The 26,359-nt window shown below is 55.1% G+C and carries 25 protein-coding genes and 1 pseudogene; 9 read left to right on the forward strand and 17 right to left on the reverse strand.

Annotation, left to right across the window (positions count from 1 at the left end):
- Positions 1–104: 104 nt before the first annotated feature.
- Genes OGY19_RS22515 through OGY19_RS22545 form a run of 7 tightly spaced genes read right to left on the reverse strand, consistent with a single transcriptional unit; the run spans position 105 to position 7,373 of the window.
- On the reverse strand, positions 105–875 hold the full coding sequence (locus OGY19_RS22515) for a heme ABC transporter ATP-binding protein (protein WP_115600820.1): 771 nt from the start codon (positions 873–875) through the stop codon (positions 105–107).
- Positions 872–1,864, reverse strand: a complete 993-nt coding sequence (locus tag OGY19_RS22520) for a FecCD family ABC transporter permease (protein WP_003021806.1) — start codon at positions 1,862–1,864, stop codon at positions 872–874. The genes OGY19_RS22515 and OGY19_RS22520 overlap by 4 nt, the downstream gene beginning before the upstream one ends.
- 51 nt (positions 1,865–1,915) lie before the next feature.
- Complete coding sequence (gene chuY / locus OGY19_RS22525) at positions 1,916–2,539, reverse strand: anaerobilin reductase (RefSeq protein WP_048212395.1); 624 nt, start codon at positions 2,537–2,539, stop codon at positions 1,916–1,918.
- Positions 2,539–3,033, reverse strand: coding sequence for a heme utilization cystosolic carrier protein HutX (gene hutX / locus OGY19_RS22530; protein ID WP_003847520.1), 495 nt, complete (start codon positions 3,031–3,033; stop codon positions 2,539–2,541). The genes chuY and hutX overlap by 1 nt, the downstream gene beginning before the upstream one ends.
- 12 nt (positions 3,034–3,045) lie before the next feature.
- Positions 3,046–4,383, reverse strand: coding sequence for a heme anaerobic degradation radical SAM methyltransferase ChuW/HutW (gene hutW / locus OGY19_RS22535; protein ID WP_115600819.1), 1,338 nt, complete (start codon positions 4,381–4,383; stop codon positions 3,046–3,048).
- Between the two features lie 18 nt (positions 4,384–4,401).
- Positions 4,402–5,226, reverse strand: a complete 825-nt coding sequence (locus tag OGY19_RS22540; RefSeq protein WP_115600818.1) for a heme/hemin ABC transporter substrate-binding protein — start codon at positions 5,224–5,226, stop codon at positions 4,402–4,404.
- A 2-nt stretch (positions 5,227–5,228) separates the two neighbouring features.
- A complete protein-coding gene (locus OGY19_RS22545; protein WP_115600817.1) occupies positions 5,229–7,373 on the reverse strand; it encodes a TonB-dependent receptor plug domain-containing protein in 2,145 nt (714 codons plus the stop codon).
- A 290-nt stretch (positions 7,374–7,663) separates the two neighbouring features.
- Between OGY19_RS22545 and cueR the strand changes: the two genes are divergently transcribed.
- Positions 7,664–8,074, forward strand: a complete 411-nt coding sequence (cueR, locus tag OGY19_RS22550) for a Cu(I)-responsive transcriptional regulator (RefSeq protein WP_003021822.1) — start codon at positions 7,664–7,666, stop codon at positions 8,072–8,074.
- On the opposite strand, the gene OGY19_RS22555 is transcribed toward cueR, so the two are convergent.
- From OGY19_RS22555 to OGY19_RS22570, 4 genes are read right to left on the reverse strand one after another with little or no spacing between them, the layout of a single operon-like run.
- Positions 8,071–8,787, reverse strand: coding sequence for a DUF3142 domain-containing protein (locus OGY19_RS22555; RefSeq protein ID WP_115600816.1), 717 nt, complete (start codon positions 8,785–8,787; stop codon positions 8,071–8,073). The genes cueR and OGY19_RS22555 overlap by 4 nt on opposite strands.
- Positions 8,757–10,898 (reverse strand): PA5441 family protein, encoded by a 2,142-nt coding sequence (locus OGY19_RS22560; protein WP_115600815.1) that lies wholly within the window; start codon positions 10,896–10,898, stop codon positions 8,757–8,759. The genes OGY19_RS22555 and OGY19_RS22560 overlap by 31 nt, the downstream gene beginning before the upstream one ends.
- Positions 10,899–10,917: 19 nt before the next feature.
- Entirely contained in the window at positions 10,918–11,376 is a 459-nt protein-coding gene (locus OGY19_RS22565; protein ID WP_101741765.1) for an NfeD family protein, read from the reverse strand.
- Positions 11,373–12,290: an SPFH domain-containing protein gene (locus tag OGY19_RS22570; protein WP_003021835.1), complete on the reverse strand. Its 918-nt coding sequence runs from the start codon at positions 12,288–12,290 to the stop codon at positions 11,373–11,375. The genes OGY19_RS22565 and OGY19_RS22570 overlap by 4 nt, the downstream gene beginning before the upstream one ends.
- Before the next feature lie 259 nt (positions 12,291–12,549).
- Here OGY19_RS22570 and fetA point away from each other — a divergent pair, with 259 nt between their 5' ends.
- Both fetA and fetB read left to right on the forward strand, forming a co-directional pair.
- Positions 12,550–13,227, forward strand: a complete 678-nt coding sequence (gene fetA / locus OGY19_RS22575) for an iron efflux ABC transporter ATP-binding subunit FetA (RefSeq protein ID WP_115600814.1) — start codon at positions 12,550–12,552, stop codon at positions 13,225–13,227.
- On the forward strand, positions 13,214–13,993 hold the full coding sequence (fetB, locus tag OGY19_RS22580; RefSeq protein ID WP_016149725.1) for an iron efflux ABC transporter permease subunit FetB: 780 nt from the start codon (positions 13,214–13,216) through the stop codon (positions 13,991–13,993). Before fetA ends, fetB begins: the two co-directional genes overlap by 14 nt.
- Positions 13,994–14,038: 45 nt before the next feature.
- Here the strand turns inward: fetB and OGY19_RS22585 are convergent, their stop codons facing one another.
- Genes OGY19_RS22585 through tesA form a run of 3 tightly spaced genes read right to left on the reverse strand, consistent with a single transcriptional unit; the run spans position 14,039 to position 16,374 of the window.
- On the reverse strand, positions 14,039–14,893 hold the full coding sequence (locus OGY19_RS22585; protein WP_048226259.1) for a co-chaperone YbbN: 855 nt from the start codon (positions 14,891–14,893) through the stop codon (positions 14,039–14,041).
- Positions 14,894–14,951: 58 nt separating this feature from the next.
- The gene (locus OGY19_RS22590; RefSeq protein WP_003021847.1) at positions 14,952–15,722 is read right to left on the reverse strand and encodes an SDR family oxidoreductase; all 771 of its coding nucleotides are present in this window, start codon (positions 15,720–15,722) and stop codon (positions 14,952–14,954) included.
- 28 nt (positions 15,723–15,750) lie between these two features.
- A complete protein-coding gene (gene tesA, locus OGY19_RS22595; RefSeq protein ID WP_147293157.1) occupies positions 15,751–16,374 on the reverse strand; it encodes a multifunctional acyl-CoA thioesterase I/protease I/lysophospholipase L1 in 624 nt (207 codons plus the stop codon).
- On the opposite strand from tesA, the gene ybbA reads away from it, so the two are divergent.
- The 6 genes and pseudogenes from ybbA to OGY19_RS22625 all read left to right on the forward strand — a co-directional run bounded on the left by ybbA (position 16,345) and on the right by OGY19_RS22625 (position 23,583).
- A complete protein-coding gene (gene ybbA, locus OGY19_RS22600; protein WP_048212387.1) occupies positions 16,345–17,031 on the forward strand; it encodes a putative ABC transporter ATP-binding protein YbbA in 687 nt (228 codons plus the stop codon). The two genes, tesA and ybbA, sit on opposite strands and share 30 nt — an antisense overlap.
- Positions 17,028–19,442: pseudogene (gene ybbP, locus OGY19_RS22605) on the forward strand (putative ABC transporter permease subunit YbbP). The gene ybbA and the pseudogene ybbP overlap by 4 nt, the downstream one beginning before the upstream one ends.
- 188 nt (positions 19,443–19,630) lie before the next feature.
- A complete protein-coding gene (locus OGY19_RS22610; RefSeq protein ID WP_048212385.1) occupies positions 19,631–20,764 on the forward strand; it encodes a porin in 1,134 nt (377 codons plus the stop codon).
- A 256-nt stretch (positions 20,765–21,020) separates the two neighbouring features.
- On the forward strand, positions 21,021–21,851 hold the full coding sequence (locus tag OGY19_RS22615; RefSeq protein ID WP_115600810.1) for a MetQ/NlpA family ABC transporter substrate-binding protein: 831 nt from the start codon (positions 21,021–21,023) through the stop codon (positions 21,849–21,851).
- Between the two features lie 63 nt (positions 21,852–21,914).
- Positions 21,915–22,931 (forward strand): virulence-associated ABC transporter ATP-binding protein SfbB, encoded by a 1,017-nt coding sequence (gene sfbB / locus OGY19_RS22620; RefSeq protein ID WP_115600809.1) that lies wholly within the window; start codon positions 21,915–21,917, stop codon positions 22,929–22,931.
- Entirely contained in the window at positions 22,924–23,583 is a 660-nt protein-coding gene (locus tag OGY19_RS22625; RefSeq protein ID WP_048212383.1) for a methionine ABC transporter permease, read from the forward strand. Before sfbB ends, OGY19_RS22625 begins: the two co-directional genes overlap by 8 nt.
- On the opposite strand, the gene mnmH is transcribed toward OGY19_RS22625, so the two are convergent.
- The 3 genes from mnmH to purE all read right to left on the reverse strand — a co-directional run bounded on the left by mnmH (position 23,584) and on the right by purE (position 26,339).
- Positions 23,584–24,669: a tRNA 2-selenouridine(34) synthase MnmH gene (gene mnmH / locus OGY19_RS22630; protein ID WP_115600808.1), complete on the reverse strand. Its 1,086-nt coding sequence runs from the start codon at positions 24,667–24,669 to the stop codon at positions 23,584–23,586.
- A gap of 96 nt (positions 24,670–24,765) precedes the next feature.
- Entirely contained in the window at positions 24,766–25,833 is a 1,068-nt protein-coding gene (gene purK, locus OGY19_RS22635) for a 5-(carboxyamino)imidazole ribonucleotide synthase (RefSeq protein WP_115600807.1), read from the reverse strand.
- Positions 25,830–26,339, reverse strand: a complete 510-nt coding sequence (gene purE / locus OGY19_RS22640) for a 5-(carboxyamino)imidazole ribonucleotide mutase (protein ID WP_005125240.1) — start codon at positions 26,337–26,339, stop codon at positions 25,830–25,832. The genes purK and purE overlap by 4 nt, the downstream gene beginning before the upstream one ends.
- Between the last annotated feature and the right edge of the window lie 20 nt (positions 26,340–26,359).

Below are 26,359 nucleotides of genomic sequence, written 5' to 3' on the forward strand. Positions count from 1 at the left end.
GTTAAACCTTCCAGCAAGGGGAAGGTCAAGGGTGTTTTTAGAAAAGATGAAAAAAGGGGCGAAGGGGAAAAACGGGAACGTCACCTCAGAGCGTTCCCGGTCTGTTATTGATTGAGGACGATAAGCGGCGTTCGATGCTCCGGTTCATTTATGACCGTGAGATCGGCACCGTACAGCGCGTTCAGTGCCCGTTGCTTCAGGACATCCTGCGGATACCCGTTATCAACAATCCTGCCGCGTTCCATCAATACCACGCGGTCGGCATAACGCGCTGCGAGGTTGAGATCGTGCAGGACGCAGCAGACGCTAAACTGCCGTTCACGCACCAGACGACGCAGCAGACGAAAAAGGTGCTGCTGGTGGTGAATATCCAGAGCGGAGGTGGGTTCATCGAGAAACAACCATTTTGGCACAGGTTCGGGCTCCCAAAGCTGAACCAGCAGACGTGCCAACTGTACCCGCTGTTGTTCTCCTCCCGACAGATGCCGATAATCGCGCGCGGCCAGCGCCTGGCAGTCGCACAACGTCATGATGTGTTCCGTTTCATCGCCCGTATTGCGCGTGCGATACGGATGCCTGCCCATGCGAATGACCTCCTGAACGCTAAACGGGAAGGCCATATGACTGTTCTGGCGCATCACGGCACGGGTTTTTGCCAGCTCGGTGATTGACCACTCGTCTAGTGGCTTGCCGAATAAGCTACAGCGCCCACTGTGAGGTTGCAGATAACCTGTGAGCTGGCGTAGCAGCGTCGATTTCCCGGCGCCATTCGGGCCAAGGATCGCGACGATCTCTCCTTGGGGTAGCGTCAGGGAAACATCGTCGGTCAATCGTCTGCCCTGAATGTGGTAGACCAGATTTTCAGCGACGATCATGACACCCTCCGGCTACGCAGGATTAACCACAGAAAATACGGTCCTCCGATCAGGCTGGTTAACAGACCAACGGGCATTTCGGCAGGCTGCACCAGAGTGCGGGCCAGCGTATCGGCAATCAGGAGTAGACAGGCGCCCGCCAGCGTAGAGCAGGGAATCAACCAGCGATGATCGGCGCCGGTAGTCATTCTAATCAGATGCGGGATCACCAGGCCTATAAAGCCAATTACGCCGCTGACGGAAACTGCAGCACCAACCAGTAGCGAGCTGAGCAACAGTAACTGCTGGCGCTTACGTTTGACGTTCACGCCGAGGTAATGCGCCTCTTCATCACCCAATTGCAGCAAATTAAGCGTGCCCGCCATACAGACGGTGACAGCAATGGCTGGAAGAACAAAGGTACTGGCAACCAGCAGCGTTGGCCACTGGGCCTGGCCGAGATTGCCCATCATCCACAGCGTAAGTTGACGTAGCTGCTGCTCATCGCCCACATAGCTCAGCACGCCAATAGCTGAACCGCACAGAGCATTGATAGCGATACCGGCTAACAGCAGTTGCATCATTCCGCCGTGGCTATGACGCTGGCTTATCAGGAAAATAATCGTGCAGACCACCATGCTGCCCGCGACGGCAAAAATCATCTGCTCATACAGCACCAACACCACGGGAAACGAAAAGGGGATAACTATCGCGATGCCGACCATCAGCGCGGAGCCGCTACTGACGCCAAGCAGGCCAGGATCGGCCATCGGATTGCGAAAAAGCCCCTGCATGATAACCCCTGCCGTTGCCAGCGCTGCGCCTACCAGAACGGCCAGCAACACGCGGGGCAGGCGGATGTTCAACCAGATGTCACGGTATTCGTCGTTGAACAGCGCGCTGAAGCTAATGTTCAGCGCCCCCTGGCTGGCTCCGAAGAGCATCAGAGCGACCAACAACAGAGAAAGACCCGTCAGAATGCTGACGGAAGAAAGCGAGTCCTTAAGCACGCAACGCTCCATAACGTCTTTGCGGCGCGAAGTTCCCGCGCCGCGAGGGGTTTACGCGGGTTTCAGTCCTGGCTCAACCAAACTGTAAATCTGGTTATTGAGTGACGGAGCTGTAGCCAGTTCGTGAATGTGCCTGGCAACATCTGCGCGCATCACAAAACCATGGCACTCCTCGGCCTGTATCCGTTGCGCCTGACCTGTGGCTGCACCGTTCAGTAAACCGCCGGGGCGGAGAATGGCGTAGTCCAGTTGACTGGTTTGTAGCCAGCTTTCAGCCAACGATTTTTCCCGTACAGCCTGACCAAATGCGGCCCTGGCGCGTGGGGATAAAAAGGGCCAACTGTCGCCACAGCCAAGCGAAGTCACCAGAATCATGCGTTTGATCTCCGCTTTTTCTGCTTCATCAATGACGGTTCTGTGCGCCAGATAATCCTCGGCACCGCCCATGGAGGAGATCACCGTGGCATGTTGACCCGCTGCGCGACAGGCACAGGCGGTGACCTGGCTGTCGCAGGCGTCGCCAATGAAGACCTGCACTCCTTTTTCCTGCAACCCGGCAGCGACCTGCGCGTTGCGAACGACGGCAATCACCGGACGTTGTTCCGCCAGTGCGAGTGCCAGCGTTTTCGCGCCGACGCCGCTACCACCCGCACCAAAAATGAGCCATGGAGCCATCAGGCATGTTCCTTTAAGGATGAAGACAGCGCGTGAAAGGCGCTGACCTGGTCGGCCAGTAGCTGACGATGCTCATCCCGACCGAGGAAAATTTTGAACATAGCGCTACCCGCCTGGTTAAAGAAGAGAATAGACGCGGTGTCCATGCCCATAAATTTGCGTTCAATCAGGGCGATATGCGTGCAGTTTTCTGCCTTGATATGACCGGTCATGCCTTTTTTGCCGCGCAGGTTGAAGTAACCGTGGCGGTGGAATCCTGAAGGTAATTCACCCGTGAATTCCAGTATGACATCAGCAGTATGGACCAGGGTGGTGACTTTGCCCCATTCGCTGACGGTTTCCCAGACGGTATCAAATTGACTGCCGGAAACCAGCGTCGGGGAGGGGAGGTTTTTCACCACCTCCAGCAGCGTGGTGTTGTACTGGGCTGCGATAGCTTCCAGCGTACCGTCCGGCTCAGTTTTCAAAAAATCCTGTAAAGAGACATGGCTCATACTTCACTCCTTTTATGGTTGCTCTACCGCAATGCGCGGCGCGTTAAGTGTTTGAATCAGTTCATCAAGAGACTGCAAAATATTGCTCGCCCAAAAACGCCCTTCATTGGTCAGGCGCAAACAGGTACTGGCATCTCGCGTCAGTCCTGCGTGATGCCACTGGGTCAGTAGCGGGGCCAGTTTTTGTGCATGAGGCGTCAGTTCATCCAGCGGGACGCGGGCCGTTTCAATACCGGCCTGGAGGGTGTGTCGCCACTGGAAACCACGCTCGGCGGTACGCATCATCATCATGAGCGGTTTTTTTCCGGCGGCGATGGATTCATGCCATGTGGTCAGGTTGCGCTCGACCATCCAGGAATAGCCATTGACTGACCCTCCTGCGCCAGAGCCGAATGCCAGACAGTCTGCTCCCTGTTTAATCAGCAGGTTGTACAGATTGCGTTCCCGCGTCGTTCTCGCCCAGTGGCTGTTACTGATGCAGCGCCAGCCCGCGCTGTCCATAAAATCGCAGCCCTGAAGATAGAGATCGCGGCGTTCGGCAGGAGAGGGAACGGTTGTGCGCCCGGTTTCAACCGCTTTGCCAAGCGGTGTATTAGGGATCAGGTTCAGCGCATAAAGATCTACACCGTCGAGGCCGATGTCGCGAGCAATCGCCAGATCCTCGCCCCACACCTTTGCGTCCTGTCCTGGCAGACCAAACAGCAGATCGCACACCACGGCGGCACGATCCCGTTTTACCAGTCCCTGCATAAAGGCCGTCGCGGTCGGGCCGTCCGAAGTGCGCGCCATTTTCTTGCGGATCCGGCTGTTAAAAGACTGAATACCGATCGAAAATCGATTGGCGCCAGCGTCAAGGCAGGCATCTATTCGCGCATCGTCAAAATTGAGTACCCGCCCCTCAATAGTGATTTCGCAGTCCGGCGCCAGAGGTAGCTTGTCACGTAGTGCGGTGATGATTCTGGCCAGATCCCGTGCTGACAGCGCAGACGGTGTACCGCCGCCAAAATAGACGGCGTGAATCGGGGCCGACTGATGTAATGCGCTATCGGCTTCCATCTCTATTTCGCGTAATAGCGCGTTGGTGTAGCGGGCGCAGTGATCCTCTTCAAAGCGGTTTTGATAAAAACCGCAGAAAGTACAATGTGTTGCACAAAAAGGGATATGCAAGTACACCAACCGTTTCCGCGGTGGGGTTGGCTGGCTGATGACCTCCTGCCAGGTTTGTGACAATAGCTCTTTGGCAACCGGGATCGCCCCACGCCAGGGCATCGTGGCGCGGCGATCCTTAAATGGCTGACTTCCCTCGAGCGCAAAATGCGCGGTGAGATCCAGCGAGTGTTCAGTTTTCATTGTTCTTTATAAATCCAGTTAGTGAGGCCAGAATTGCTGGTGCAGGGCTTCAACCGCATCGGCGACGCGCGGCCCCATACCCAGAATCAGCGCCTGGTCTACCGCCACAATGCGCTGGTTTTTCCAGGCCGCAGTGTGGGTAATACCGGCTATTGCGCTCAGACGAGCCAGACCACCATCCACCATTTGTGACGTCACCACGATCACCTCTGGGTTGGCGGCGATCAGCGATTCCGCGCTGTAGCTTTTGTACTGCGCGTGAGTGGCGACATTTTGTGCGCCCGCAAGGGTCATAATGGCATCGGCAACGCTACCCTTGCCGGCGACCTGTGGCGCGCTGCCGCCAGCGGAGAGAATGAACATGGCTTTGACCGGCGCGTTTTTTGCTGCCACGCTGTGCTGAACGCGATCCAGACGTTGACGAATGCGATCGATCAACGTCTCACCTTGTTCGGGAATGCGCAGGGTTTGAGCCAGTTCCCGAATGTTGGCGTACATCTGCTCAACGGTGGCCGGGACGCGCGGCAACGTCACGACGTTAACTTTTTGCGCCCGCAGCTGATCCAACACGATTTGAGGGCCTGCATCCTGCCAGGTGATAAAGCTGTCCGGATGCAGCGATAAAATGCCCTCGCTGTTTAACTGCTTCCAGTAGCCGATATGCGGGAGTGCGGCAGTTTCGGGCGGATACGAGGTGGTTTCATCGACGCCGACCACCCGGTTGCCGACACCCATGGCGTAAATCAGTTCGCTAAGCGATCCGCCCGCCACCACCAGGCGGTTGGCGGATTGGGCACTAAAAACGCAGGCGAGGCTCAGTAAGCCAATCAAGAGATTTTTCATCGTCAGAAATTCCACGCAAAGCCAACGGCGGCATTGAAACCAGCGTCTGGAATAGATTCATGCGCGGTTCTGTAACGCTTGTCGGTCAGGTTGTTGAGCGCGAGGTTGACCTGATACTGATCCTGCGGACCGAACTCGGCGTTGAATGCAAGGTTAAGCGTGGCCCAGCCTGGGTAGTTGATTTCCGTGGTGCCGGTATTATCTTTGGCGCTGGACGCCGCGCGGATAAAGACATCGGACGTCAGGTTAGCGACGTTCATCAACCAGGTATGTTTCAGGCCGACGCGCCCGGTCAGCGTAGGTTCGCCGGTATCCCAGGTTTTAAGGGTATTGCCTTCGTACTGACGGCGAATAAGATTACCGCTCAGGTAAGGTGATACCGCCCAGCCGTTGTATTCTGCGGTGAGTTCCATGCCCCAGGTTTTGGCCCGATCGATGTTGTCGTAGTAGTAATAGCCGCCCCGTGAAGAGGTGGTATTACCGCTGCATACGGGTTGACCTGAACAAGCCAGACTGGCGATATAGTCTTTAGCTTCGGAGTAATAAATGGCACCGTCTATCAGCCACATATTCCCTTTATACCGCGCGCCCAGCTCATAGTTATTCGAGTGTTCCGCCTTCAGATTTGGGTTGCCGTAGGTCACGCTGCCACCTGCGGACGTCTGTGTGAACAACTGAGTCAGCGTAGGGAAGACATAGCCCTGGGCATATGCAGCCCGGAGTTCAAGATCTTTAAAACCGGAATAGCGTAGGCTGGTTGAGGTCACCAGTTCATCATCGTGAACGGAATTTCCCCCGGTGGATTGCCAGGTCGTACCGCTGCTTTGGATAGTTTGCGTATCGTTGCGATTGAGTTTCGAGGACAGCCAGTACTGGCGTGCGCCCACGGTCCACGTCCAGTCATCGGCAAAGCGCCAGTCGTTTTGCGCGAATAACGAGGTGTTACTTTGCTCCGCTTCGTTGTATGACAGGGTGCGTGTTTGTGTATCGAAGAAGCCGGTAGCCGCGGTCTGGCGCGTGCTGCCGTCCGTGTCCTGTTTTATTTTGTCATGCTGGTACTGAGCGCCAATCACCAGCTCGTTGTTAGCAGGCAGGGAGAAGTTGCTCTGTAGCGTTACCCCCTGGGTATACTGTTTGTCGTTGGTATTGGTCTGATTGCTGACCGTCAGCGCTTTAATCATCGGGCTGGGGATAACCTGGGTCGTTTTGACCCGGTTTTCAAATTTGCGCTCTATTGTCTGGGTGTATGCGTCAACATGGATGCTCTTCAGGTAATCCCCATCGGCCGCGTAGTCGTAGAAAAGACCGATTTTCTCGCGTTCCAGCTTAGGTATTTTGACGCTAAAGTCGTCGAACTGGCCTTCCGGATCGTCAAACCAGGTTTGAGTGGACAGTTTGTAACGATCGAGGGAGAGTCCGATTTTGTGGCGATCGAAGTTGTAACCAAGCCACACGCCCTGGCCGTTATTACGGAAATTGGTGTCGGGCAATCTTCCGTCAGGTGTGTCGCGGTCGCCCTGGTCGGAATAGCTGCCATTGATGCGGTAGTCAAAGTTTCCGATGCTGCCCCAGGCCGCTGCTGATTCTTCCCATCCTGCCGTTGCGGAGTTATAAACAGCCTTAACGCTGCCGCCGAGGGGCTTATCGCCGCCTTTTTTGGTAATAAAGTTCACGACGCCGCCAATCGCCTGCGAACCGTAGAGGACAGAATAGGGACCTTTGACCACTTCAATCCGTTCCAGCGCGGATTCGTCAATCAGCAAACCGGCTCCGTAGTTTTGTCCGGCACGTTGGTAACTGACGACCTGGCCGTCGATCAAAATCAGCACCCGCGAAGAGGCTTCGCCACGGATACGAATTTGTTTCCGCCCTGCGAGGGCGTTATCGGTGACTTCGACGCCGGGAATATCTTGTAAATCATCAGCAATAGAAACGTTGGTGGAATTTTGCAGCGTCTGACGATCGATAACCTGGATGGTTGCCGGGCTATCCCAAAGACTACTTTCTGTGCGGTTAGCCGTGACGATCACCGTGTCTTCGTCGGACGTAGAAGCGTGTGCTGGAGAGGTAGCTGCAAAAGCGGCGCCGGACATGCATAATGTCAGGGCTGAAAGAATAAATGGCCTTTGGTTATTCCGTGGCAACATAAGAGAACCTTTATTGAATGTAAATGATCATAATTATCATTCGCGTTTATATATAAAATTGTTTCCCTTTGTTCAAGATGAAAGATGTAGAACCAATATATCTTTTGATTTGAGTCAATTTCGTGCAGTCATTAAATGCATAAATGTGATCTGAATCGGATATAACAATGTGAATTAAAAGGATTTGTGCATCGCGGTGATGGTGGAAAATGTGCAGAGTTCTCGGGTAAATCATTACGACAATCTGGGCTATAATGGGGCTCAGTACCAACAAGATCCGCGGGGGAAATGTGAATATTAGCGATGTTGCGAAAAGAACCGGTTTGACCAGCAAAGCGATACGCTTTTATGAAGAAAAAGGCTTAGTGACGCCGCCGCTGCGTAGCGAAAATGGTTATCGCACATACAACCAACAGCATCTGAATGAACTGACGCTGCTGCGCCAGGCACGCCAGGTGGGTTTTAATCTCGAAGAGTGCGGCGAACTGGTGAATCTGTTTAACGATCCGGCGCGTCATAGCGCAGATGTGAAAAAGCGTACCTTAGAAAAGGTCGCGGACATTGAGCGGCATATCAGCGAGCTGCAGGCCATGCGCTTGCATTTGCTGGCACTGGCGGAGAGTTGCCCTGGCGATGACAGCGCCGAATGCCCGATAATCGATAACCTCTCCGGCTGCTGCCACCATAAAGCAAAGGCTTAACGGCGAGGGGGATTAAGCATAAATACCACCGTGCCGCGGTACCACGGGGATTTCTCAAGCTGCGCTTCAGCCTGCGGGTCCCGGCTACCGTTTTGCACCAGCCCCAGCTTAAACGGAATGCGCAGACGACTGAGTGCAGGCAGATACGCCTGATAATTCGTTACCGTATGACGGCCCTGATAGCTCTGGACCACCAGTTCATCGACCGCCAGCGCATTCAGCGTGGCGACGTCGCCCGTTTTTGCCCAATCCAGAAGTCCAGTCACGCCAAGCGCGAACTCGGCCGGTAACTGTTGGCGTAATTGCTGCAGAAAGCGGGCGTAATCGGCAAGCTGATGAGTCGCCGCGTCAAAATCAACCTGCAGGCCGACCACGTGATTCCCGGTGGTCTGCCAGCGTTGCATCAATCTGATGATGCGAGCCGGGATCGCCTCCGGTACGTCGAGCGTGGTAAAGCGCACGGTCAGCCAGATTGAGGGAAAAGACAGGCGGCTGACCGGCAGCCCGAGACGCTGGAAAACCACGTTACCCGAACGAATCAGCACCTCACCCTGATGCAGATAGACCGTTTGTGCGTCTTTCAGCTCATCACTGGCCTTCACGCCGGACCACAGCCAGAAGGCCGGATGTTCACGGGCGGCGACGATATCCGCCGCCTGTGCCTGGCCTGTCAGCAGCGCGGTTACCAGTAGTATTTGAGTTTTTGCGCCCACGGACTTCCCGGATATTGCGTTTTCAGTTGGGTGAACCAGCCTTTACGCTGCAGTTTATCCACGTCCTCACCGCCGCACTCGTTAGAACCTGACGGCGCATAGCACATGATGGCGCGATACAGCGCGAAGCTCTTGTCTTCAACCTCTGCTTTTGGCGAAGTGATTACCTGCTGATAGTAGCTTTGCCTGTCGAACTGGCCGAACGGCTCCTTGCGCGAGATTGCTGATTCAAGTACATCGTTACCGGCGCTGTTTTTCCACAAATCAACGTGGGTTTGCGTGGTGCGGAAGAATTCGCCTAAGCAGTTCAGCGCGTGGGCATCATCCGCTTTTTTGCTCAATACCGTTACCGTTTCATTGAGGCTGCGACAGGTGTAACCGGCTTGAGCGGCATCGCCGTTCCAGTCGAAAATACTCAGATTAACGTCATCAAACGCGTCGCCAATAACCGGTGGAGTAATGGCGCTGGCCAGCTTTCTGTCATTCAACCAGTCGCCAAAGCGGTTTTCGGTAAGATCGCGTACCAGCAGCGTATGCAGGGCGATGGTACGCTCTTCATTGTTAGGCCCATGGACGGCCTGCTGGCGCAGCAGTTCAGGCGAGGCCTGTGTTTTCAGTATCTGCGAGCGAAAACGCAGGTTGGTTACTGCGCTTTCTGGGGCAAAAACCGCCGCCACGTCGCCGCTATAAACCAGCGTTGCGGCGAGCTTAGCCTGTACATACTGCTGCTGTTCGTTGTCCTGGCTGAGTTTTAGCAACTGCTGCCAGAAATCACGCGCCGCGCGCCAGTTCTTCTGGCCCATCAGCGCTTCGCCGTACAGTACCTGTTCACTGAAGGCGAGCGTATCGTGAGCGGCAAGTTTCTGCGCTGGCGTAACGGCCTGAATAATCGCCGCGTAGTTCTCCGTCGCCAGCCACAGATTCAGTTGCAGATCGCGCCATAGCGGCAATTTTTGGCTCTGCTCAAACACCGGTTTGCTGGCATCGAGCTGCGCCTGGGTCAGCGTGGGTTTACTGTTGTTATCCAGACGCAGCGCGCGCAGCAGTTCGATATAGCTGACATGCGGCGCATCGGGGAATGCTTCCACCACGGACTGTTCGTAGAACGCCATACCGTAGACATTATCGTATTCGATGACAATTTCACGCAGTTGCCGAGCGTCAGCCGACTGCTGGAGCGTCTGCTCATACAACCCGGCCAGCTGCGGCCACGCCTGTAAATACCAGTTGATGCGACGCAGCATACCGCGCGCGGAGTCGGCATACAGGCCTTGCGGGTAACGTTGCAGATAGGCTTGCGCCTGCGTCTGAGCCTGAGTCGCGTCCTCGCGGTTAATTTTTGCAATATCAAAATCGCCGTACTCGCCCACGCTGTTCTGGCTGCTCTTGTTCAACGCCGCACGCATCAGCATGTATTGCGCGGTCTCTGCCAGCCACGGACGCTCACTTTTGGCAAGCTGAGTAAAATCCCGTTCGGCGCTGGCATAATCACCGGCATAGAAACTGGCGGCCGCGGCCAGATAATTTTTATAGGACTGAGCGGGCGAATCAGCCGGGAGTGTGGCAAGCGAAGACTCAATTTGCTCGCGGGTTGCCCCGGATAGCAGCCCCGTACGCGCCTGGGCTAAGGCCTGGCGCTGTTCCGTCGTTAACGTCGGGTCGGCCAGCAGTGCGGCAAAAAACGCGCTGACGCTCCCGGTGTTATTCGAAACATGACGGTTCTCAAGCTCAGCGTCGTTGACGTTTATTTCGTCTGCGCTAATGTTCAGTTCGGCCATCTGTCGGGAGAGTGGGCTGTTTTCGCCGGATGCCGGAGCAGCGGGCTGCGGGGAAGCCTCATCCCACTGCGGGTGATAGGCAAAATAGAAATCCCGGGAGCGGGTGATGTCCGCTGGCATTGATTGCACCGGCAGAGCAAATGATTTTTCCTGGCTCAGCAGCCGCAGCAGGTTGTCGCGGCTGTCGTTTTCCGGATTAAAGGTCGGCGTGCCTTTCAGCAGGCAGCTGTCGTCGCTCCATTTGCAGTCTTCCATATCGAAAGAGGCGAATGCCTGCGGGGCGGCGGTCAGTAATGTGCAAAGGGCAAAGGCAAGGGGTGTCTTCCTGACCATAGTCTTATTTCCTGTCTTTTTAGTGTGATACCGCTTTAATAATCAGGGTTATCCCTTCAACGGCAATGACTTCAACCTGCGTTCCGGCGCTCAAATCGTCGCGGGCGCTGACGGGCCATGAGCTATCGCCGACGCGCATATGTCCACGGCCATTGACCAGGCCAGTTTCCAGAATAAATCGACGGCCAACCAGCTGCTGCCCGCGTTGGTTAAGATGGCTGTCGGCGGGTTTCTGCTCCTGAACGCGCCTTGCCAGCCATTTCCACCACAGCCACGCCGCCAGCAGGGTGAGGGCGGCGAACATCGCCCCCTGCCACGCCCAGTCAAGCGGGACCAGCCACACCACCAGGCCGGTAATTACCGCCGCTACGCCGCTCCACAGCAGATAGCCGTTACCGCCCAGCATCTCGGCGGCGAGTAGCAAACCGCCGAGGCTGAGCCAGAAGATGTGCGGATGCACCAGAATCATCGCTATCATGATTTTTTCCGCTCGCTGGCGCTGTCCTTAACCAGTTCGGCAATCCCGGCAATGGAGCCCATCAGGCTGCTGGCATCCAGCGGCATCATCACCACTTTGCTGTTATTTGACGAACCGATGTGTTGCAGCGCTTCGGTGTACTTCTGCGCCACGAAGTAGTTCACGGCCTGAATATCCCCGGCGGCAATAGCCTCAGAAACCATCTGCGTTGCGCGAGCTTCGGCTTCTGCGGAACGTTCACGCGCTTCAGCCTGTAAAAACGCGGACTGGCGTTCACCTTCCGCTTTAAGGATCTTCGACTGCTTCTCACCTTCGGCCTTGACGATTTCTGCCTGACGGATCCCTTCGGCCTCAAGAATGTAGGCGCGCTTGGTACGTTCGGCTTTCATCTGCGCGTTCATCGCGTCGATAAGTTCGGCCGGAGGACGCACGTCGCGGATCTCGATACGGGTGATTTTGATGCCCCAGGGATTCGTGGCTTCATCAACAATATGCAGCAGGCGCGTGTTGATGTTGTCGCGCTGGGAGAGCATTTCATCGAGTTCCATCGAACCGAGAACGGTACGAATGTTGGTCATGGTCAGGTTGATAATCGCCAGTTCCAGGTTGCTAACTTCATAGGCCGCTTTCGGCGCATCGATCACCTGAATAAAGCACACGGCATCAATGGCGACGTTGGCGTTATCTTTGGAGATGACTTCCTGAGAAGGGATATCAAGCACCTGTTCCATCATGTTGATCTTACGACCAATGCGGTCCATGAACGGCACAACAAGGCTTAAACCTGGTTGCAGGGTTTTGGTGTAACGGCCAAAACGCTCTACCGTCCACTGATATCCCTGCGGGACGATTTTGACGCCAGCGCCGACGATGACCAGCGCGACAAAAATAAGAATAGGAATAAAAATGAGCATTGATGAAACCTCCTGTTGTGCTGTCCTTTACTGCCTCATTAATCAAATTATACCCGATTAATCAAGGGGGGTTCCCTTATAATAAATTACAGGCATATACCCTTCATACTTCAAGTTGCATGTGCGTTAGCTACGTTAGCTCACCCCAGTCACATAGTTAGCTATGCTCCTGGAGATTCGCTCACTTGCCGCCTTCATGCAACTCGAATTATTTTGGGTATAGACTGTCTGCATGAAAGAGGTAAAAAAGGGATATGTAATGGAAGAAAGCAGCATTCTGCTTCAGTTAAAAAATGTCGCATGGCAGGCAGGGGAGACGCAGGTTCTCAATAACATCTGTTTTGATCTCCGCGCCGGAGAATTTAAGCTGATTACCGGCCAGTCCGGCTGTGGGAAAAGTACGTTACTCAAGATTGTGGCGTCATTAATGAGTCCGACTGCCGGTGAGATTCTGTTTGAGGGCAAGGATATAACCACCCTCAAACCCGAAGTGTATCGCCAGCAGGTCTCTTATTGCGCGCAAACGCCCGCTTTGTTTGGTGACACCGTTTACGACAACCTCATTTTCCCCTGGCAAATCCGTAATAAACGTCCGGAGCCGGATGCGTTTCTGAGCGATCTGGCCCGTTTTGAACTCCCCGAGACGATCCTCAGAAAAAGCATAAATGAGCTGTCCGGTGGCGAAAAGCAGCGCATCTCGTTAATTCGTAATTTGCAGTTTCTGCCCAAAATCCTGCTGCTTGATGAAATCACCAGCGCGCTGGATGAGGCTAATAAACGTAATGTGAACGAATTAATTCACCACTATGTTCGCGATAAGAATATTGCGGTGCTGTGGGTGACGCACGACAAAGATGAAATTACGCATGCGGATAATGTCATAACCCTTCAACCGCACGCCGGAGAAATGCAGGAAGCACGCAATGAACGAGCATAATATTACCAATGAGTCCCTGGCATTAGCGATGATGCTGGTGGTGGTGGCGATCCTGATTAGCCACAAAGAAAAACTGGCGCTGGAGAAAGATATTCTCTGGAGCGTTTGCCGGGCAGTGGTTCAGCTTATTATCGTCGGCTATGTGCTGAAATATATTTTTGGCGTTAACCACAGTATTCTGACCTTACTGATGGTGCTGTTTATCTGCTTTAACGCGGCTTATAACGCACAAAAACGCAGTAAATATATTGATAAAGCTTTCCTCTCGTCGTTTATCGCTATCACGGTGGGGGCGGGATTAACGCTGGCGGTGCTGGTTTTGTCTGGCTCTATCGAGTTCACGCCGATGCAGGTCATCCCGATCTCCGGCATGATTGCAGGCAATGCGATGGTAGCAGTGGGGCTGTGTTACAACAATCTGGGGCAGCGGTTTAACAGCGAACAGCAGCAAATTCAGGAAAAACTCAGCCTCGGCGCGACGCCGAAAGTGGCCTCCGCGGCGCTGATTCGCGACAGCATTCGCGCCTCGCTGATCCCAACGATCGACTCTGCTAAAACGGTAGGGCTGGTGAGTTTACCGGGGATGATGTCCGGATTGATCTTCGCGGGTATTGATCCAGTAAAAGCGATTAAGTATCAGATTATGGTGACGTTTATGCTGCTTTCTACCGCCAGCCTGTCGACCATTATTGCCTGCTACCTGACTTATCGGAAATTCTACAATTCGCGCCACCAATTAGTCGTAACGCATTTGAAGAAGACGTGATGTGATGCCGGATGGCGGCTAGCGCTATCCGGCAAATGCGGCAGATTAGTACAACAGCGCGTACAGCTGGCGGCGGTATTTTGAGGCCAGCGCATCGCCGGTTCCGAGTGCGGCAAGGATCTCCTGGAAGGTCTTACGTGCCTGACCGTCGGCAGCAGTGAGATCTTTCTTCAGGTGGCTGAACAGCAGTTCCAGTGATTCCTCGTTACGTCCGACCTGATGTAACTGGATGGCCAGTTGAGTTGCCAGCGCCGCATCCTGCGGATTGCTGGCGACCTGCTGCTGCAGTTGCTGGATTTCCGGTGTATCCGCCGCCTGCTTCAGCAGTTCGATCTGTGCGATCAGCCCCTGATAACGGGTGTCCTGATCCTGCAACGGAATGGTTTTCAGCACCGCTTCGGCTTCGTCAGAGCGGTTCAGGGCGATTTGCGTTTCCGCCAGCAGCAGGCCAATTTCGCTGCTCTGGTTGGAGATCTGCCAGGCTTCTTTCAGCAGCGGCAGTGCATCCGCGTGATTACCAGCCTCAATAAACTCGATAGCCTGACGCGCTTTCAGCTCTTCTTCGCTCGGCAACACTTTCTCCAGCAGCGCGCGGATAACCTCTTCCGGCTGCGGGCCCTGGAATCCGTCCACTGGCTGACCGTTCTGGAACAGATAAACCGTAGGGATGGCGCGCAGGCCAAACTGAGAGGCGATCATCTGCTCGGCGTCGCAGTCGAGCTTGGCGAGAATAAACTGGCCGTTGTACTGGGCGGCAAGGCTCTCCAGTACCGGCGTTAATTGCAGACAATGTTGGCTGCGCTCAGACCAGAAATAGAACAGGACCGGCGTGGTCATCGACTGTTCAAGGGTCTGCTGCAGGTTCGATTCGTTAATGTTAACAATATTCTGTGTGGACATGGAGTTACTCTCTTTTGTCGATTTCTTGTTACATGGGGGCTGACGCGCGTGCTTCAACTCAACCCTGTAAAATTTTGTCCATTATGCGGCCTGGCAACAGGCGTTTAAGTAGCATCACTGCCCAGGTCACCAGCGTAACCGGATAACGGAGCTTCGGTTTGTCGCTCTCAAACGCATGACGCACTTTAGCGACGACCGCTTCTGGTCCCAGCGTAAAACGCGCGGCAATGCCGGGGTTCTCGACGGGCTTATCACTCTGGGTCTGGTTGACGTTTTCGGTAAAGCGGGTACGGATGGGGCCGGGCTCAATCAGGCTGACCTTAATGCCGCTGTGGCGCAGTTCCATACGCAGCGCGTCGGACCAGGCTTCCAGCGCATATTTGCTGGCGGCATAGGCGCCGCGTCCCGGCGTTGAGATCAATCCCATCACCGACGAGGTCATCACGATACGTCCTTCGCCGTGAGGGAGCATGGCAGGCAACAGGCGCATGGTGAGCTGATGTGCGCCAAAAAAGTTGGCGGAAAATTGCTGTTCCATTTGCTCGCGGCTGATGGTGGGCAGGGGACCATAGACGCCGTATCCGGCGTTGTTAAAGATCCCATACAAACGATTATCGGTCAGGGCGATCACCTCATCGGCGGCGCGATCCACGCTTTCGGGTGAATCCAGATCCAGCAATACGCCAGTGAATCCCATACTGTTCATACGCGCGACATCGTCAGGTTTGCGACAGCCTGCCAGAATTTGAAAACCCTGGCGTTTAAGCTCAAGCGCACTTTCCAGACCGATTCCGCTGGAACATCCTGTTATTAAGACCGATTTTTGCATAACTTTACCTGTCAGGATCTCCGTTGAATTACGAGTCGTGATTTACTAAAGGGGTCAATTGTTTCGCCATCCAGTCGGCAATAAACGGCTGGGCGTCACGATTAGGATGGATACCATCATCCTGCATCCATTGGGGTTTCAGATAGACCTCTTCCATAAAAAAGGGCAGCAGAGGAATATCAAACTCTTTGGCAAGCTTGGGATAAATCGCGCTAAAGGTTTCATTATAACGGCGACCGTAGTTAGCTGGCAGATGAATTTGCATCAGTAGCGGTTCGGCATTTGCCGCTTTCACATCCTGTAGGATTGTGCGCAGGGTTTGTTCGGTTTGCGCAGGCGCAAAGCCGCGCAGGCCATCGTTGCCGCCAAGTTCGACCAGCACCCAGCGCGGTTGGTGCTGCTTGAGTAATGCAGGCAGACGGGCCAGACCTTGCTGCGAGGTGTCGCCGCTAATGCTGGCATTCACCACTGGCGTTTTGGTTTGCCATTTATCATTAAGTAGCGCAGGCCACGCGGCGCTGGCGGACATATGGTATCCGGCGCTCAGGCTGTCACCCAGAATTAATAACGTGTCCGCAGTGGCGGCGCGGAAAGTTAACAGGACCAGGAACAGGAAAGGCCAATGCCAGCGGAAAACATTGTTGAAGTTCATCATCTTAAGAAATCCGTCGGTCAGGGTGATCATGAGCTATCCATCCTTACCGGAGTTGAACTGGTTGTCAAACGCGCCGAGACCATTGCGTTGATTGGCGAGTCGGGATCGGGGAAATCCACGCTGCTGGCGATCCTCGCCGGGCTGGACGATGGCTCCAGCGGTGAAGTCAGCCTGGTAGGGCAGGCGCTGCACGCCATGGATGAAGAAGCCCGGGCGCAGCTGCGGGCGCGACACGTGGGTTTTGTCTTCCAGTCATTCATGTTAATTCCAACCCTCAACGCGCTGGAAAACGTCGAACTGCCCGCGCTGCTACGCGGCGAAAACAGCGGAAAAAGTCGTGACGGGGCAAAAACGCTGCTGGAGCAACTGGGGTTGGGAAAACGCCTTGATCATCTTCCGGCCCAGCTTTCCGGCGGGGAGCAGCAGCGCGTAGCGCTGGCGCGGGCGTTTAACGGACGCCCTGATGTGCTGTTTGCCGATGAACCAACGGGCAATCTGGACAGGCAGACCGGAGACAAAATCGCCGACCTGCTGTTTTCTCTGAACCGGGAACACGGTACCACCCTGATTCTGGTGACCCATGACCCGCAGCTGGCGGCGCGTTGCGATAGGCGTTTACGCCTGGTGAACGGACAGTTGCAGGAGGAGGCATGATTGCACGCTGGTTCTGGCGCGAATGGCGCTCGCCTTCATTACTGATTGTCTGGCTGGCGTTAAGCCTGGCGGTGGCCTGCGTACTGGCGCTGGGCAATATCAGCGATCGCATGGAAAAAGGGTTGAGCCAGCAAAGTCGTGAGTTTATGGCGGGCGATCGGTCGCTGCAAAGTTCGCGCGCCGTACCGAAAGCGTGGATTGACGAGGCGCGACAGCGTGGTCTGAAGGTGGGTGAACAGCTCACCTTTGCCACCATGACCTTTGCCCGGGATACGCCGCAGCTGGCGAACGTCAAAGCGGTGGATGATGTGTATCCGATGTACGGCACGTTGCAAACCAATCCGCCGGGGCTGAAACCGCAGCCGGGCTCAGTGCTGCTGGCACCGCGTCTGATGGCGCTGCTCAACGTAAAAATCGGTGATTCCATCGACGTTGGCGATGCCACCCTGCGCATCGCCGGGGAAGTGGTACAGGAACCGGATTCCGGTTTTAATCCTTTCCAGATAGCGCCGCGCCTGATGATGAACATGGCGGATGTCGAAAAAACGGCGGCGGTCCAGCCGGGAAGCCGTGTGACCTGGCGCTATAAATTTGGCGGTACGCCACAGCAACTGGAAGCCTATGAAAAATGGCTGCTGCCGCAGTTAAAGCCGGAACAGCGCTGGTATGGGCTGGAGCAGGATGAAGGGGCGTTGGGGAAATCTCTGCAGCGTTCGCAACAGTTCCTGCTGCTGTCGGCATTGTTAACGCTACTGCTGGCGGTTGCTGCCGTTGCCGTGGCGATGAATCATTACTGCCGTAGCCGTTACGATTTGGTGGCGATATTAAAAACGCTCGGTGCGGGCAGGGCGCAGTTGCGCAAGCTGATTATCGGCCAGTGGCTGATGGTGCTGGTGCTGTCTGGCGTGACCGGCGGCCTGTTCGGGCTGTTATTTGAGCGGGTGCTGGTGGTATTACTGAAGCCAGTTCTGCCCGGTGAGCTGCCGCCCGCCAGCCTGTGGCCGTGGCTGTGGGCACTCGGTACGATGACCGTCATTTCTCTGCTGGTGGGGCTACGCCCTTATCGCCTGCTGCTGGCGACACAACCATTGCGGGTACTGCGTCGCGACGTGGTGGCAAACGTCTGGCCGCTTAAGGTCTATCTGCCCGTAGCAACGATAGTTGTGGTTGCGCTGCTGGCCGGATTGATGGGCGGAAGTATGCTGCTGTGGGCGGTACTGGCCGGGGCGGTGGTGCTGGCGCTGCTGTGCGGCGTGTTGGGCTGGATGCTGCTCAACGTACTGCGTGGCCTGACGTTAACGTCGCTACCGCTACGTTTAGCGGTCAGCCGGCTGTTGCGCCAGCCGTGGTCAACGCTGAGCCAACTGTCGGCATTTTCGCTGTCCTTTATGCTGCTGGCGCTGTTGCTGGTGCTGCGCGGCGATCTCCTCGACCGCTGGCAGTAGCAAATGCCGCCGGAAAGTCCAAACTATTTTCTGATCAACATTGCCACTGAGCAAGTGGCTCCGCTGAAGGCTTTCCTTGCTGAGCATCAGGTGATCCCTGAGTCGTTCTATCCCATCGTGCGGGCGCGTCTGACGGCAATCAATGACAAAGCGACCGAAGGTAATCAGGACGAGGCGCTTAATCGTGAATTGAATCTGACCTGGCAGGATACCCGGCCGGATCATAACCCGATTACCGCCGGAAGCTGGCCGCCAAAAGCGGGTGAAGTGTCGATGGAAGAGGGGCTGGCGAAGCGGTTAAACGTAAAGCCTGGCGATCGTGTGACCTTTATGGGCGATACCCAGGATTTCAGCGCCACAGTCAGCAGTCTGCGCAAAGTGGACTGGGAAAGCCTGCGACCGAATTTCTTCTTCATTTTCCCCTCCGGTGCGCTGGACGGGCAGCCGCAAAGTTGGTTAACCAGCTTTCGTTGGGAGAACGGCAACGGCATGCTGACGCAGCTTAACCGCGAATTCCCGACTATCAGCCTGCTGGATATTGGCGCTATTCTCAAACAGGTGAGTCAGGTGCTGGAGCAGGTGAGCCGCGCGCTGGAGGTGATGGTGGTGCTGGTTACCGCCTGCGGTATGTTGCTGCTATTGGCGCAGGTGCAGGTGGGGATGCGTCAGCGTCATCAGGAACTGGTGGTCTGGCGTACGCTGGGCGCGGGCAAGAAGCTGCTGCGTACCACGCTGTGGTGCGAGTTCGCCATGCTCGGGATGGTCGCCGGCCTGGTGGCGGCCATCGGGGCGGAAACGGCGCTGGCGGTGCTGCAAACCCACGTGTTTGATTTCCCGTGGGAACCAGACTGGCGGCTGTGGGTTGTGTTGCCGCTTTGTGGGGCATTGCTGCTCTCTCTCTGCGGCGGATGGCTCGGTTCACGTCTTCTTAAAGGCAAAGCGTTGTTCCGTCAGTTCAGCAGTTAATTCATATTCGTGATGATTACGCACCGGTTTTTTTAAATCGGTGCGTTTTTTTATCTATGTAGCACAAATTGATAACTACTTGATATTTAACAGCACAAATCAATAAAAACCCGACAACACGAGTGTATTAATAAACGTTAATATTTGTATGCTGAATAATTGGCAGGCTATCTATCAAGGTACAAATAATGACTATAAAAAAAACGGCGCTGGCAGTATCGATCGGCGCAGCAGTGGCATTAACGACTTTCGCCTCTCAGGCGGAAATCACGGTCCTGAAACAAGATCCGCAAGCGGGCAATCCGCTGAGCCGTCTTAATTTCACCGTCGGCGGGAGTATTCGTCCGCAGTTCCAGAATATGGCTGGTGACGATGGGAAGAATGGCTACAAACGTAATGGCTTCGACGGCGGGACGCGTTTCCGCTTCGCCGCTGACTACTATCTGTTTGATGACATCAGTTGGGTGAGCTACTACGAGCTGGGTGTTAACTTCCCGGCGATGTTCAACTGGGACAATCACTATGCTAACGGTGCCAACGATACCACGCGTCGTATGCTGTACACCGGTCTGAAGAGCGCGACCTGGGGTACGCTGACCTTCGGTCAACAGAACAGCATTTACTATGATGTGGTGGGTGCGAAAACGGATATCTGGGACTACGACATGATCGGCCAGGCGCCAGGTAACGGTATCAATGGCGACTACGACGGTTCCTATCGTACACGTAAATCACTGAAGTATAAAAATACGGTAGGCGATGTTGATCTTTACGCGTCTTATCTGTTCAGCGATGACTACAACCCGAATAACGGCCTGCGTTACAAACGTAAAGGCGGCGGCTCGCTGGGTGTGGATTATCACATTACCGATGACCTGACCTGGGGTACGGCGTGGAACTACACCCGCGCGGAAATGCGTGGTAACACCAGCAAAACCTACGATCAAAACATCGTCGGTACCGCGCTGAGCTGGAAACCGGACAACTGGACCTTCTCAATGGGCGGCGGCTGGTATCAGAACTTCATGACCACCAAAAAAGTCTCGGTTAACGACTACTTTGCCGGTGATGCCTGGGGTCTGGAATACTTCGCGGGTTACACCTTCCCGGTTGGTCAGTATGCGCTGAAATCCGTTCAGCCATACTTTATGGGCGATCGTATTGAATACGTGAATGGTCGTAACTACCTGCGCACCGACAACGGTGTGGGTATCAGCTTCCAGCTGGATTACGGTTTCCGTGTGGATTACGAACACGTCTTCACCTCCAGCACCGACAATCTGGGTGATATGAACCTGGTTCGTCTGCGTTACGATTTCTAATCAAACGCCCGCCGCCCGATGCGCTTATCGGGCCTAAGAAAGCTGTTGTAGGCCGGATAAGGCACTTGTGCCGACATCCGGCTTTTTCATGCCTTCTCTCATTTGAAAACACATTCTGCAACATCATGAATTAATTTCAAGGACAGCAGGTTGTGATCTGTGTCATGTTAACAATCAGCCTGTTAAACAGGTTAACAACAACAACGCCGCAAGAACGGCGTGAGACATGACACCACAACGTTAAAATGGAGAGATTATGGGATTGCGTCAGAGTTTACGCGTCGCGACCGGGGCGCTGTTACTGGCCTGTGGATTACAATTTGCTCATGCGAACAGTGATCCGCACACCATCGTATTTGGCGTCGCGCCTGGGCCGTACGGCGATATGGTAAAACAAGCCATTACCCCTACGCTGAAAGAGAAAGGCTATAAGGTCGTGGTGCGCGAATTCAGCGACTACGTGCAGCCTAACATGGCGCTCTCCAACGGCAGCATTGATGCCAACCTGTTCCAGCACTCGCTTTACTTTGACAAATTCACCGCCGATAAAGGCCTGAAGCTGAGCAAGCTGATTGTGGTTCCAACGGCCGGGATGGGGTTTTACTCACATAAAATCAAAAGTCTGGATGAGTTGAAAAAAGGGGATGTGATCACGCTTTCCAACGATCCCACCAACCTGGCTCGCGGTCTGCGTTTCCTGCAGTCAATTGGCCTTATCACCATCAAAGATAACATCGACCCGACTAAAGCCTCTGAGCGCGATATCGCCAGCAACCCGAAAGGGCTGGTGTTTAAACCGCTGGAAGCGGCACAGCTGCCGCGCACGCTGGACGGCGTGACCGGCGCGCTGGTCAACGGCAACTTTGCCGTAGCGGCAAAACTGGATCTTGCCAGCGCCATCAAGCAAGAGCATCTGGATGAAAATCTTAAAAATATCATTGCGGTACGCAGTGAAGATGCGGATAAACCGTTCGCCAAAGATATTGTTGAGGCGGTGAAATCTCCGGCATATCGCGCCGTGATTGACGACCCGAAAAATATCTACAGCGCCTTCCAGAAACCGGAATGGATGTCGGCAGCCCAATAATCGCTGCGCACAAGGGTTAACAGGGGCAGCGACGACTGCCCTTTTCGCATTTCTGAGGTGGCTATGATTGAGATAGAAAAGGTTTGCGTGGACTTCGCCGCAGGCCGTGGACCATCAACCCGGGCGGTTGATGACGTTAGCTTGCGCATTGGCGCAGGTGAGATATTTGGCATTGTCGGGACCAGTGGCGCGGGGAAAAGTACGCTGCTGCGCACCCTGAACGCCTTAACGCGACCGAGCCAGGGAAGCGTGAAGGTGAACGGCGTAGAAATTTCCGCACTGGAAGGCGCGCATCTACGTAAAGCCCGTCAGCGTATAGGGATGATTTTTCAACATTTTAATCTGATGCATACCCGTACCGTGGCGCAAAACGTCGCCTTTAGCCTGAAGGCTGCCGGATGGGAACGCAGTAAAATTGGCCCGCGCGTGGGCGAAATCCTGTCGCTGGTGGGGCTGTCAGACAAGGCGAACCGCTTTCCGGTTCAGCTCAGCGGTGGGCAAAAGCAGCGCGTGGGTATTGCCCGTGCGATTGCTAATCACCCGGATGTGTTGCTGTGTGATGAACCGACTTCCGCATTGGATCTGGAAACGTCAGCCACGATTCTGACGTTGCTTAAGCAGATCAACAAACAGTTGGGGATCACGATCGTGCTGATCACCCATGAGATGAACGTGATCAAATCCATTTGCGATCGCGTGGCGGTGATGTCCGGTGGCAAGGTAGTGGAGTCTGGTGAGGTGTTTGATGTTTTTGCTCACCCGCAGCACGCTTTCACTCAGCAACTGGTGTCGCATACTCTCAATCTGACGCTACCCGACCGTCTGCGCCAGCATCTGCCCGGTCAGTTGCTAAAAATTCTGTTCATCGGTGATTCGGCAGAACAGCCGGTGTTGTCAGAAGTGGCGGTTAAATTTGGCGTGGCGGTGAACATTCTGCACGGCAAAATTGAATATATCGGCGAACGTGCGCTGGGGATTCTGGTGGTGCAACTCACCGCGCCGCATAACCCTTCTGCGGTGGATATCGCCGTGGAACATATTCGTCAACGTACTGCACAGGTGGAGGTGATTCGTGGATGATTTATTGCCTGATTTGACGCTGGCGTTCAATGAAACCTTCCAGATGCTGAGCATCTCTACGCTGTTGGCGATTATTGGCGGTCTGCCGCTCGGTTTTCTTATTTTCGTTACCGATCGGCATTTATTCTGGCAAAACCGTTTTGTGTATCTGCTCAGCTCCGTGCTGGTGAATATTATCCGTTCGGTGCCGTTTGTGATCCTGCTGGTTCTGTTGTTGCCGCTCACCCAGTTTTTGCTCGGCAATACCATTGGACCCATCGCGGCGTCGGTCCCACTTTCGGTAGCAGCAATTGCTTTCTATGCCCGTCTGGTCGACAGCGCGCTGCGCGAAGTCGATAAAGGCATTATCGAGGCGGCGGAAGCCTTTGGCGCCAGCCCGATGCGCATCATCTGCACCGTTCTGTTACCGGAGGCGAGCGCGGGTCTGCTGCGTGGGTTGACGATAACGCTGGTGAGTTTGATCGGTTACTCCGCAATGGCCGGGATCGTTGGCGGCGGTGGGGTAGGCGACCTGGCGATTCGCTTTGGTTATTACCGCTACGAAACCCAGGTCATGGTAGTCACCGTGGTGGCGCTGATTATTCTGGTGCAGGTCGTTCAGGTGCTGGGCGACTGGTTGGCGAAACGCGCAGACAAGCGCGACAGACATTGATTACTGTACGCTAAGCCAGTCAGCCACCTCCTGCCATGAGCCGCGAAAGACGATTTTCGCGGCTTTCTTTTCCAGCTGATAGCGATACATCGGGTCGTAATACTCGTTGAGCAACGGCACCAGCCAGCCCATATGCGCGTCGGTACTGCCGTTGGCTTGTTGCTCTTGCAGGGCGACGTCGAGCAGTGCGGTCAGCTCGGCAAAACGCTGTAAACCCAGACGGCGGCGGATAGCAAACAGGCCGTGATGCAAATATTCACAGTACTCCTGCCAGCCCTGATTCTCGCCATAAGCGTGAGTGAAATCGTGGTGCATGCGTACAAAATACTCTTCGCGCAGGCGCTCCAGCCGTAGCTCAAAAGGATCGTCCACCACCGCAATAGATGCCTGGGTCATGCGCTCGCGCAGGCATTCGGGCAGATGATTAGCGCCGATCATGCGGCCTTCGTCCTCAAGTACCCACAGACGCAGATCCTGACGGCTGTCGGTTTTCAGCATTTCGACCGCCAGCAGGTTTTCAAAGCTTGCCTGGCTCAGCTGCGGCTCAACGGTGCGACCAAACGAGGAACCTCGATGGTGTGCCAGACCTTCAAGGTCAATGCCGTTTGGCTGCTGTTGCACCAACTGCGTTTTACCGTTCCCGGTACAGCCGCCAATTAAGACAATCGGTTTTTGCACCAGTTCTTCCGTCAGTTGAATCGCTGCCTGGCGCAATGCTTTATAACCGCCTTGTATTAGCGGGTAGTCAGTACCGGACTCGTGCAGCCACTGCTGCACAATGTGCGAACGCTGGCCGCCGCGCGCGCAACATAAGTAGCCCGCAGGATTTTGACGACAGGCATTAAGCCATGCCTTCAGGCGTTGCTGGCGAGTCTCGCCACAAACCAGTTGATGGCCAAGCGCGAGGGCGGCCTCAGGCCCCTGACGTTTATAACAGGTACCTACGGCGGCACGTTCGTCATCGTTCATTAAGGGAAGGTTTATTGCGCCCGGCATTGCGCCCTGCTGAAATTCGACGGGGGCGCGTACATCGATTAAAGGCGTACCGGCGAGCAGAATCGCGCGATAGTCCGTTCCATCGTTCATGTTCAGTCCTGAAAATACAAAACAGCAATGGAGGGGATTTTACGCGCCAGGGGAGGGGCCGGGGAAGGATAAAATCCATTACCCGGCATTAATGGCTTATTTCAGCTTTGACTGCGCCCAGATAATGCCGCTGGCGTATTCCGGTGGCAGCAGGGGGATAAGCGCCTCCAGCGTCGCGCTAAGACGTGCAGTATCGCTGTCGCTCAGGTTCAGATGACCCACCTTACGACTTTCACGCACTTCTTTGTCATACCAGTGCAGGTGTACCAGCGGCAGCTTCAGCCAGTCGTAGTTCAGGTCGCTACCAATCAGGTTTACCATCACCGAAGGATTATTCACCACCGGAGTCGGTAATGGCAGGCTGGTAATGGCGCGCAGGTGCAGCTCAAACTGGCTGATGCTGGCGCCGTTTTGCGTCCAGTGCCCGCTGTTGTGCACGCGAGGCGCCAGTTCGTTGATCAACAGACCTTCCGGGGTGATGAAACACTCCATCGCCATCACGCCGACATACCCCAGTTCCTGCATGATGGCAGAGAGCATCGCTTCGGCCTGTTCTTGCTGTCTGGCGTTAGCCTGCGGGAAGACCACGCTGGTGCGCAGAATACCGTCCTGGTGCAGGTTATGGGTCAGCGGATAGAAGACGGTGCTGCCGTCGTGCGCACGAGCGCCTACCAGCGACATTTCACCAGAGAAATTGATTCCCTGCTCGACGATACACTCGCCGTAGCAATCATCCGGCAGTTGTTCGGTTTCATTGGCGCGTAAACGCCACTGTCCACGACCGTCGTAGCCGCCGACGCGACGCTTGACGATAGCCAGCGCACCCAGTTTGTCGAATACCGCAGGCCACTCGCTTTTATCCGCCAACAGTTGCCACGGCGCAGTTGCCAGGCCGAGCTTGTCGAAAAGCTGCTTTTGCGTCAGACGGTCGGCAATAATCGGGAAAACGTCGCGGTTAACAAACGCCGGGTGGCGCGCCAGTTCGCGGGTTAACGCGGTTTCCGGCCAGCGCTCAATCTCAGCGGTAATGACGCTTTGCTGAAAGGGGACGGCGGCGGGCTCTGCATCCAGTCCGACGGGCCAGACCGAAATGCCCAGCGGCTCGCCGGCCTGACGCAACATGCGCCCTAACTGACCGTTACCGAGTACGCAGACCTGCTTCATGCCGCACCTCGCGGGTCCGGGTTCTCCAGTACCTCATCGGTTTGCGCTTTGCGCCAGTCGCTCAGACGCTGATGTAATGCTTTGTCGTGTGTTGCCAGAATTTGTGCTGCCAGCAGGGCCGCATTTGCCGCACCCGCTTTGCCGATCGCCAGTGTTCCAACGGGAATGCCGCGCGGCATTTGAACAATGGAGTAGAGGCTATCTACGCCGCTCAACGCTGCGCTTTGCACCGGAACGCCTAACACGGGGACCAGCGTTTTCGCTGCAATCATGCCCGGCAGATGCGCTGCGCCGCCAGCACCGGCAATAATCACCTGATAACCGTTTTCTTCAGCGCTTTCGGCGAAGCTGAACAGTTTATCAGGGGTACGGTGAGCGGAGACGACTTCAACATGATGCGGAACGTCCAGCATTTCGAAGATTTCGGCGGCGAACTGCATGGTAGCCCAGTCGCTTTTGGACCCCATCACGATGGCGACTCGCGCCGGATTATTGCGGGAAGACATGCGTCTAAAAACTCCTGTGG

Origin of the sequence: Citrobacter sp. Cy070, assembly GCF_030332245.1 — a bacterium.
GTDB lineage: Bacteria > Pseudomonadota > Gammaproteobacteria > Enterobacterales > Enterobacteriaceae > Citrobacter > Citrobacter youngae.

Coding starts and splice junctions, on each gene's coding strand:
- OGY19_RS22515 (WP_115600820.1), bottom strand. CDS start 875: ATGATCGTCGCTGAAAATCTGGTCTACCACATTCAGGGCAGACGATTG.
- chuY (WP_048212395.1), bottom strand. CDS start 2,539: ATGGCTCCATGGCTCATTTTTGGTGCGGGTGGTAGCGGCGTCGGCGCG.
- hutX (WP_003847520.1), bottom strand. CDS start 3,033: ATGAGCCATGTCTCTTTACAGGATTTTTTGAAAACTGAGCCGGACGGT.
- hutW (WP_115600819.1), bottom strand. CDS start 4,383: ATGAAAACTGAACACTCGCTGGATCTCACCGCGCATTTTGCGCTCGAG.
- OGY19_RS22540 (WP_115600818.1), bottom strand. CDS start 5,226: ATGAAAAATCTCTTGATTGGCTTACTGAGCCTCGCCTGCGTTTTTAGT.
- OGY19_RS22545 (WP_115600817.1), bottom strand. CDS start 7,373: ATGTTGCCACGGAATAACCAAAGGCCATTTATTCTTTCAGCCCTGACA.
- OGY19_RS22560 (WP_115600815.1), bottom strand. CDS start 10,898: ATGGTCAGGAAGACACCCCTTGCCTTTGCCCTTTGCACATTACTGACC.
- OGY19_RS22565 (WP_101741765.1), bottom strand. CDS start 11,376: ATGATAGCGATGATTCTGGTGCATCCGCACATCTTCTGGCTCAGCCTC.
- OGY19_RS22570 (WP_003021835.1), bottom strand. CDS start 12,290: ATGCTCATTTTTATTCCTATTCTTATTTTTGTCGCGCTGGTCATCGTC.
- fetA (WP_115600814.1), top strand. CDS start 12,550: ATGGAAGAAAGCAGCATTCTGCTTCAGTTAAAAAATGTCGCATGGCAG.
- fetB (WP_016149725.1), top strand. CDS start 13,214: ATGAACGAGCATAATATTACCAATGAGTCCCTGGCATTAGCGATGATG.
- OGY19_RS22585 (WP_048226259.1), bottom strand. CDS start 14,893: ATGTCCACACAGAATATTGTTAACATTAACGAATCGAACCTGCAGCAG.
- OGY19_RS22590 (WP_003021847.1), bottom strand. CDS start 15,722: ATGCAAAAATCGGTCTTAATAACAGGATGTTCCAGCGGAATCGGTCTG.
- ybbA (WP_048212387.1), top strand. CDS start 16,345: ATGCCAGCGGAAAACATTGTTGAAGTTCATCATCTTAAGAAATCCGTC.
- tesA (WP_147293157.1), bottom strand. CDS start 16,374: ATGAACTTCAACAATGTTTTCCGCTGGCATTGGCCTTTCCTGTTCCTG.
- OGY19_RS22610 (WP_048212385.1), top strand. CDS start 19,631: ATGACTATAAAAAAAACGGCGCTGGCAGTATCGATCGGCGCAGCAGTG.
- OGY19_RS22615 (WP_115600810.1), top strand. CDS start 21,021: ATGGGATTGCGTCAGAGTTTACGCGTCGCGACCGGGGCGCTGTTACTG.
- sfbB (WP_115600809.1), top strand. CDS start 21,915: ATGATTGAGATAGAAAAGGTTTGCGTGGACTTCGCCGCAGGCCGTGGA.
- mnmH (WP_115600808.1), bottom strand. CDS start 24,669: ATGAACGATGGAACGGACTATCGCGCGATTCTGCTCGCCGGTACGCCT.
- purK (WP_115600807.1), bottom strand. CDS start 25,833: ATGAAGCAGGTCTGCGTACTCGGTAACGGTCAGTTAGGGCGCATGTTG.
- purE (WP_005125240.1), bottom strand. CDS start 26,339: ATGTCTTCCCGCAATAATCCGGCGCGAGTCGCCATCGTGATGGGGTCC.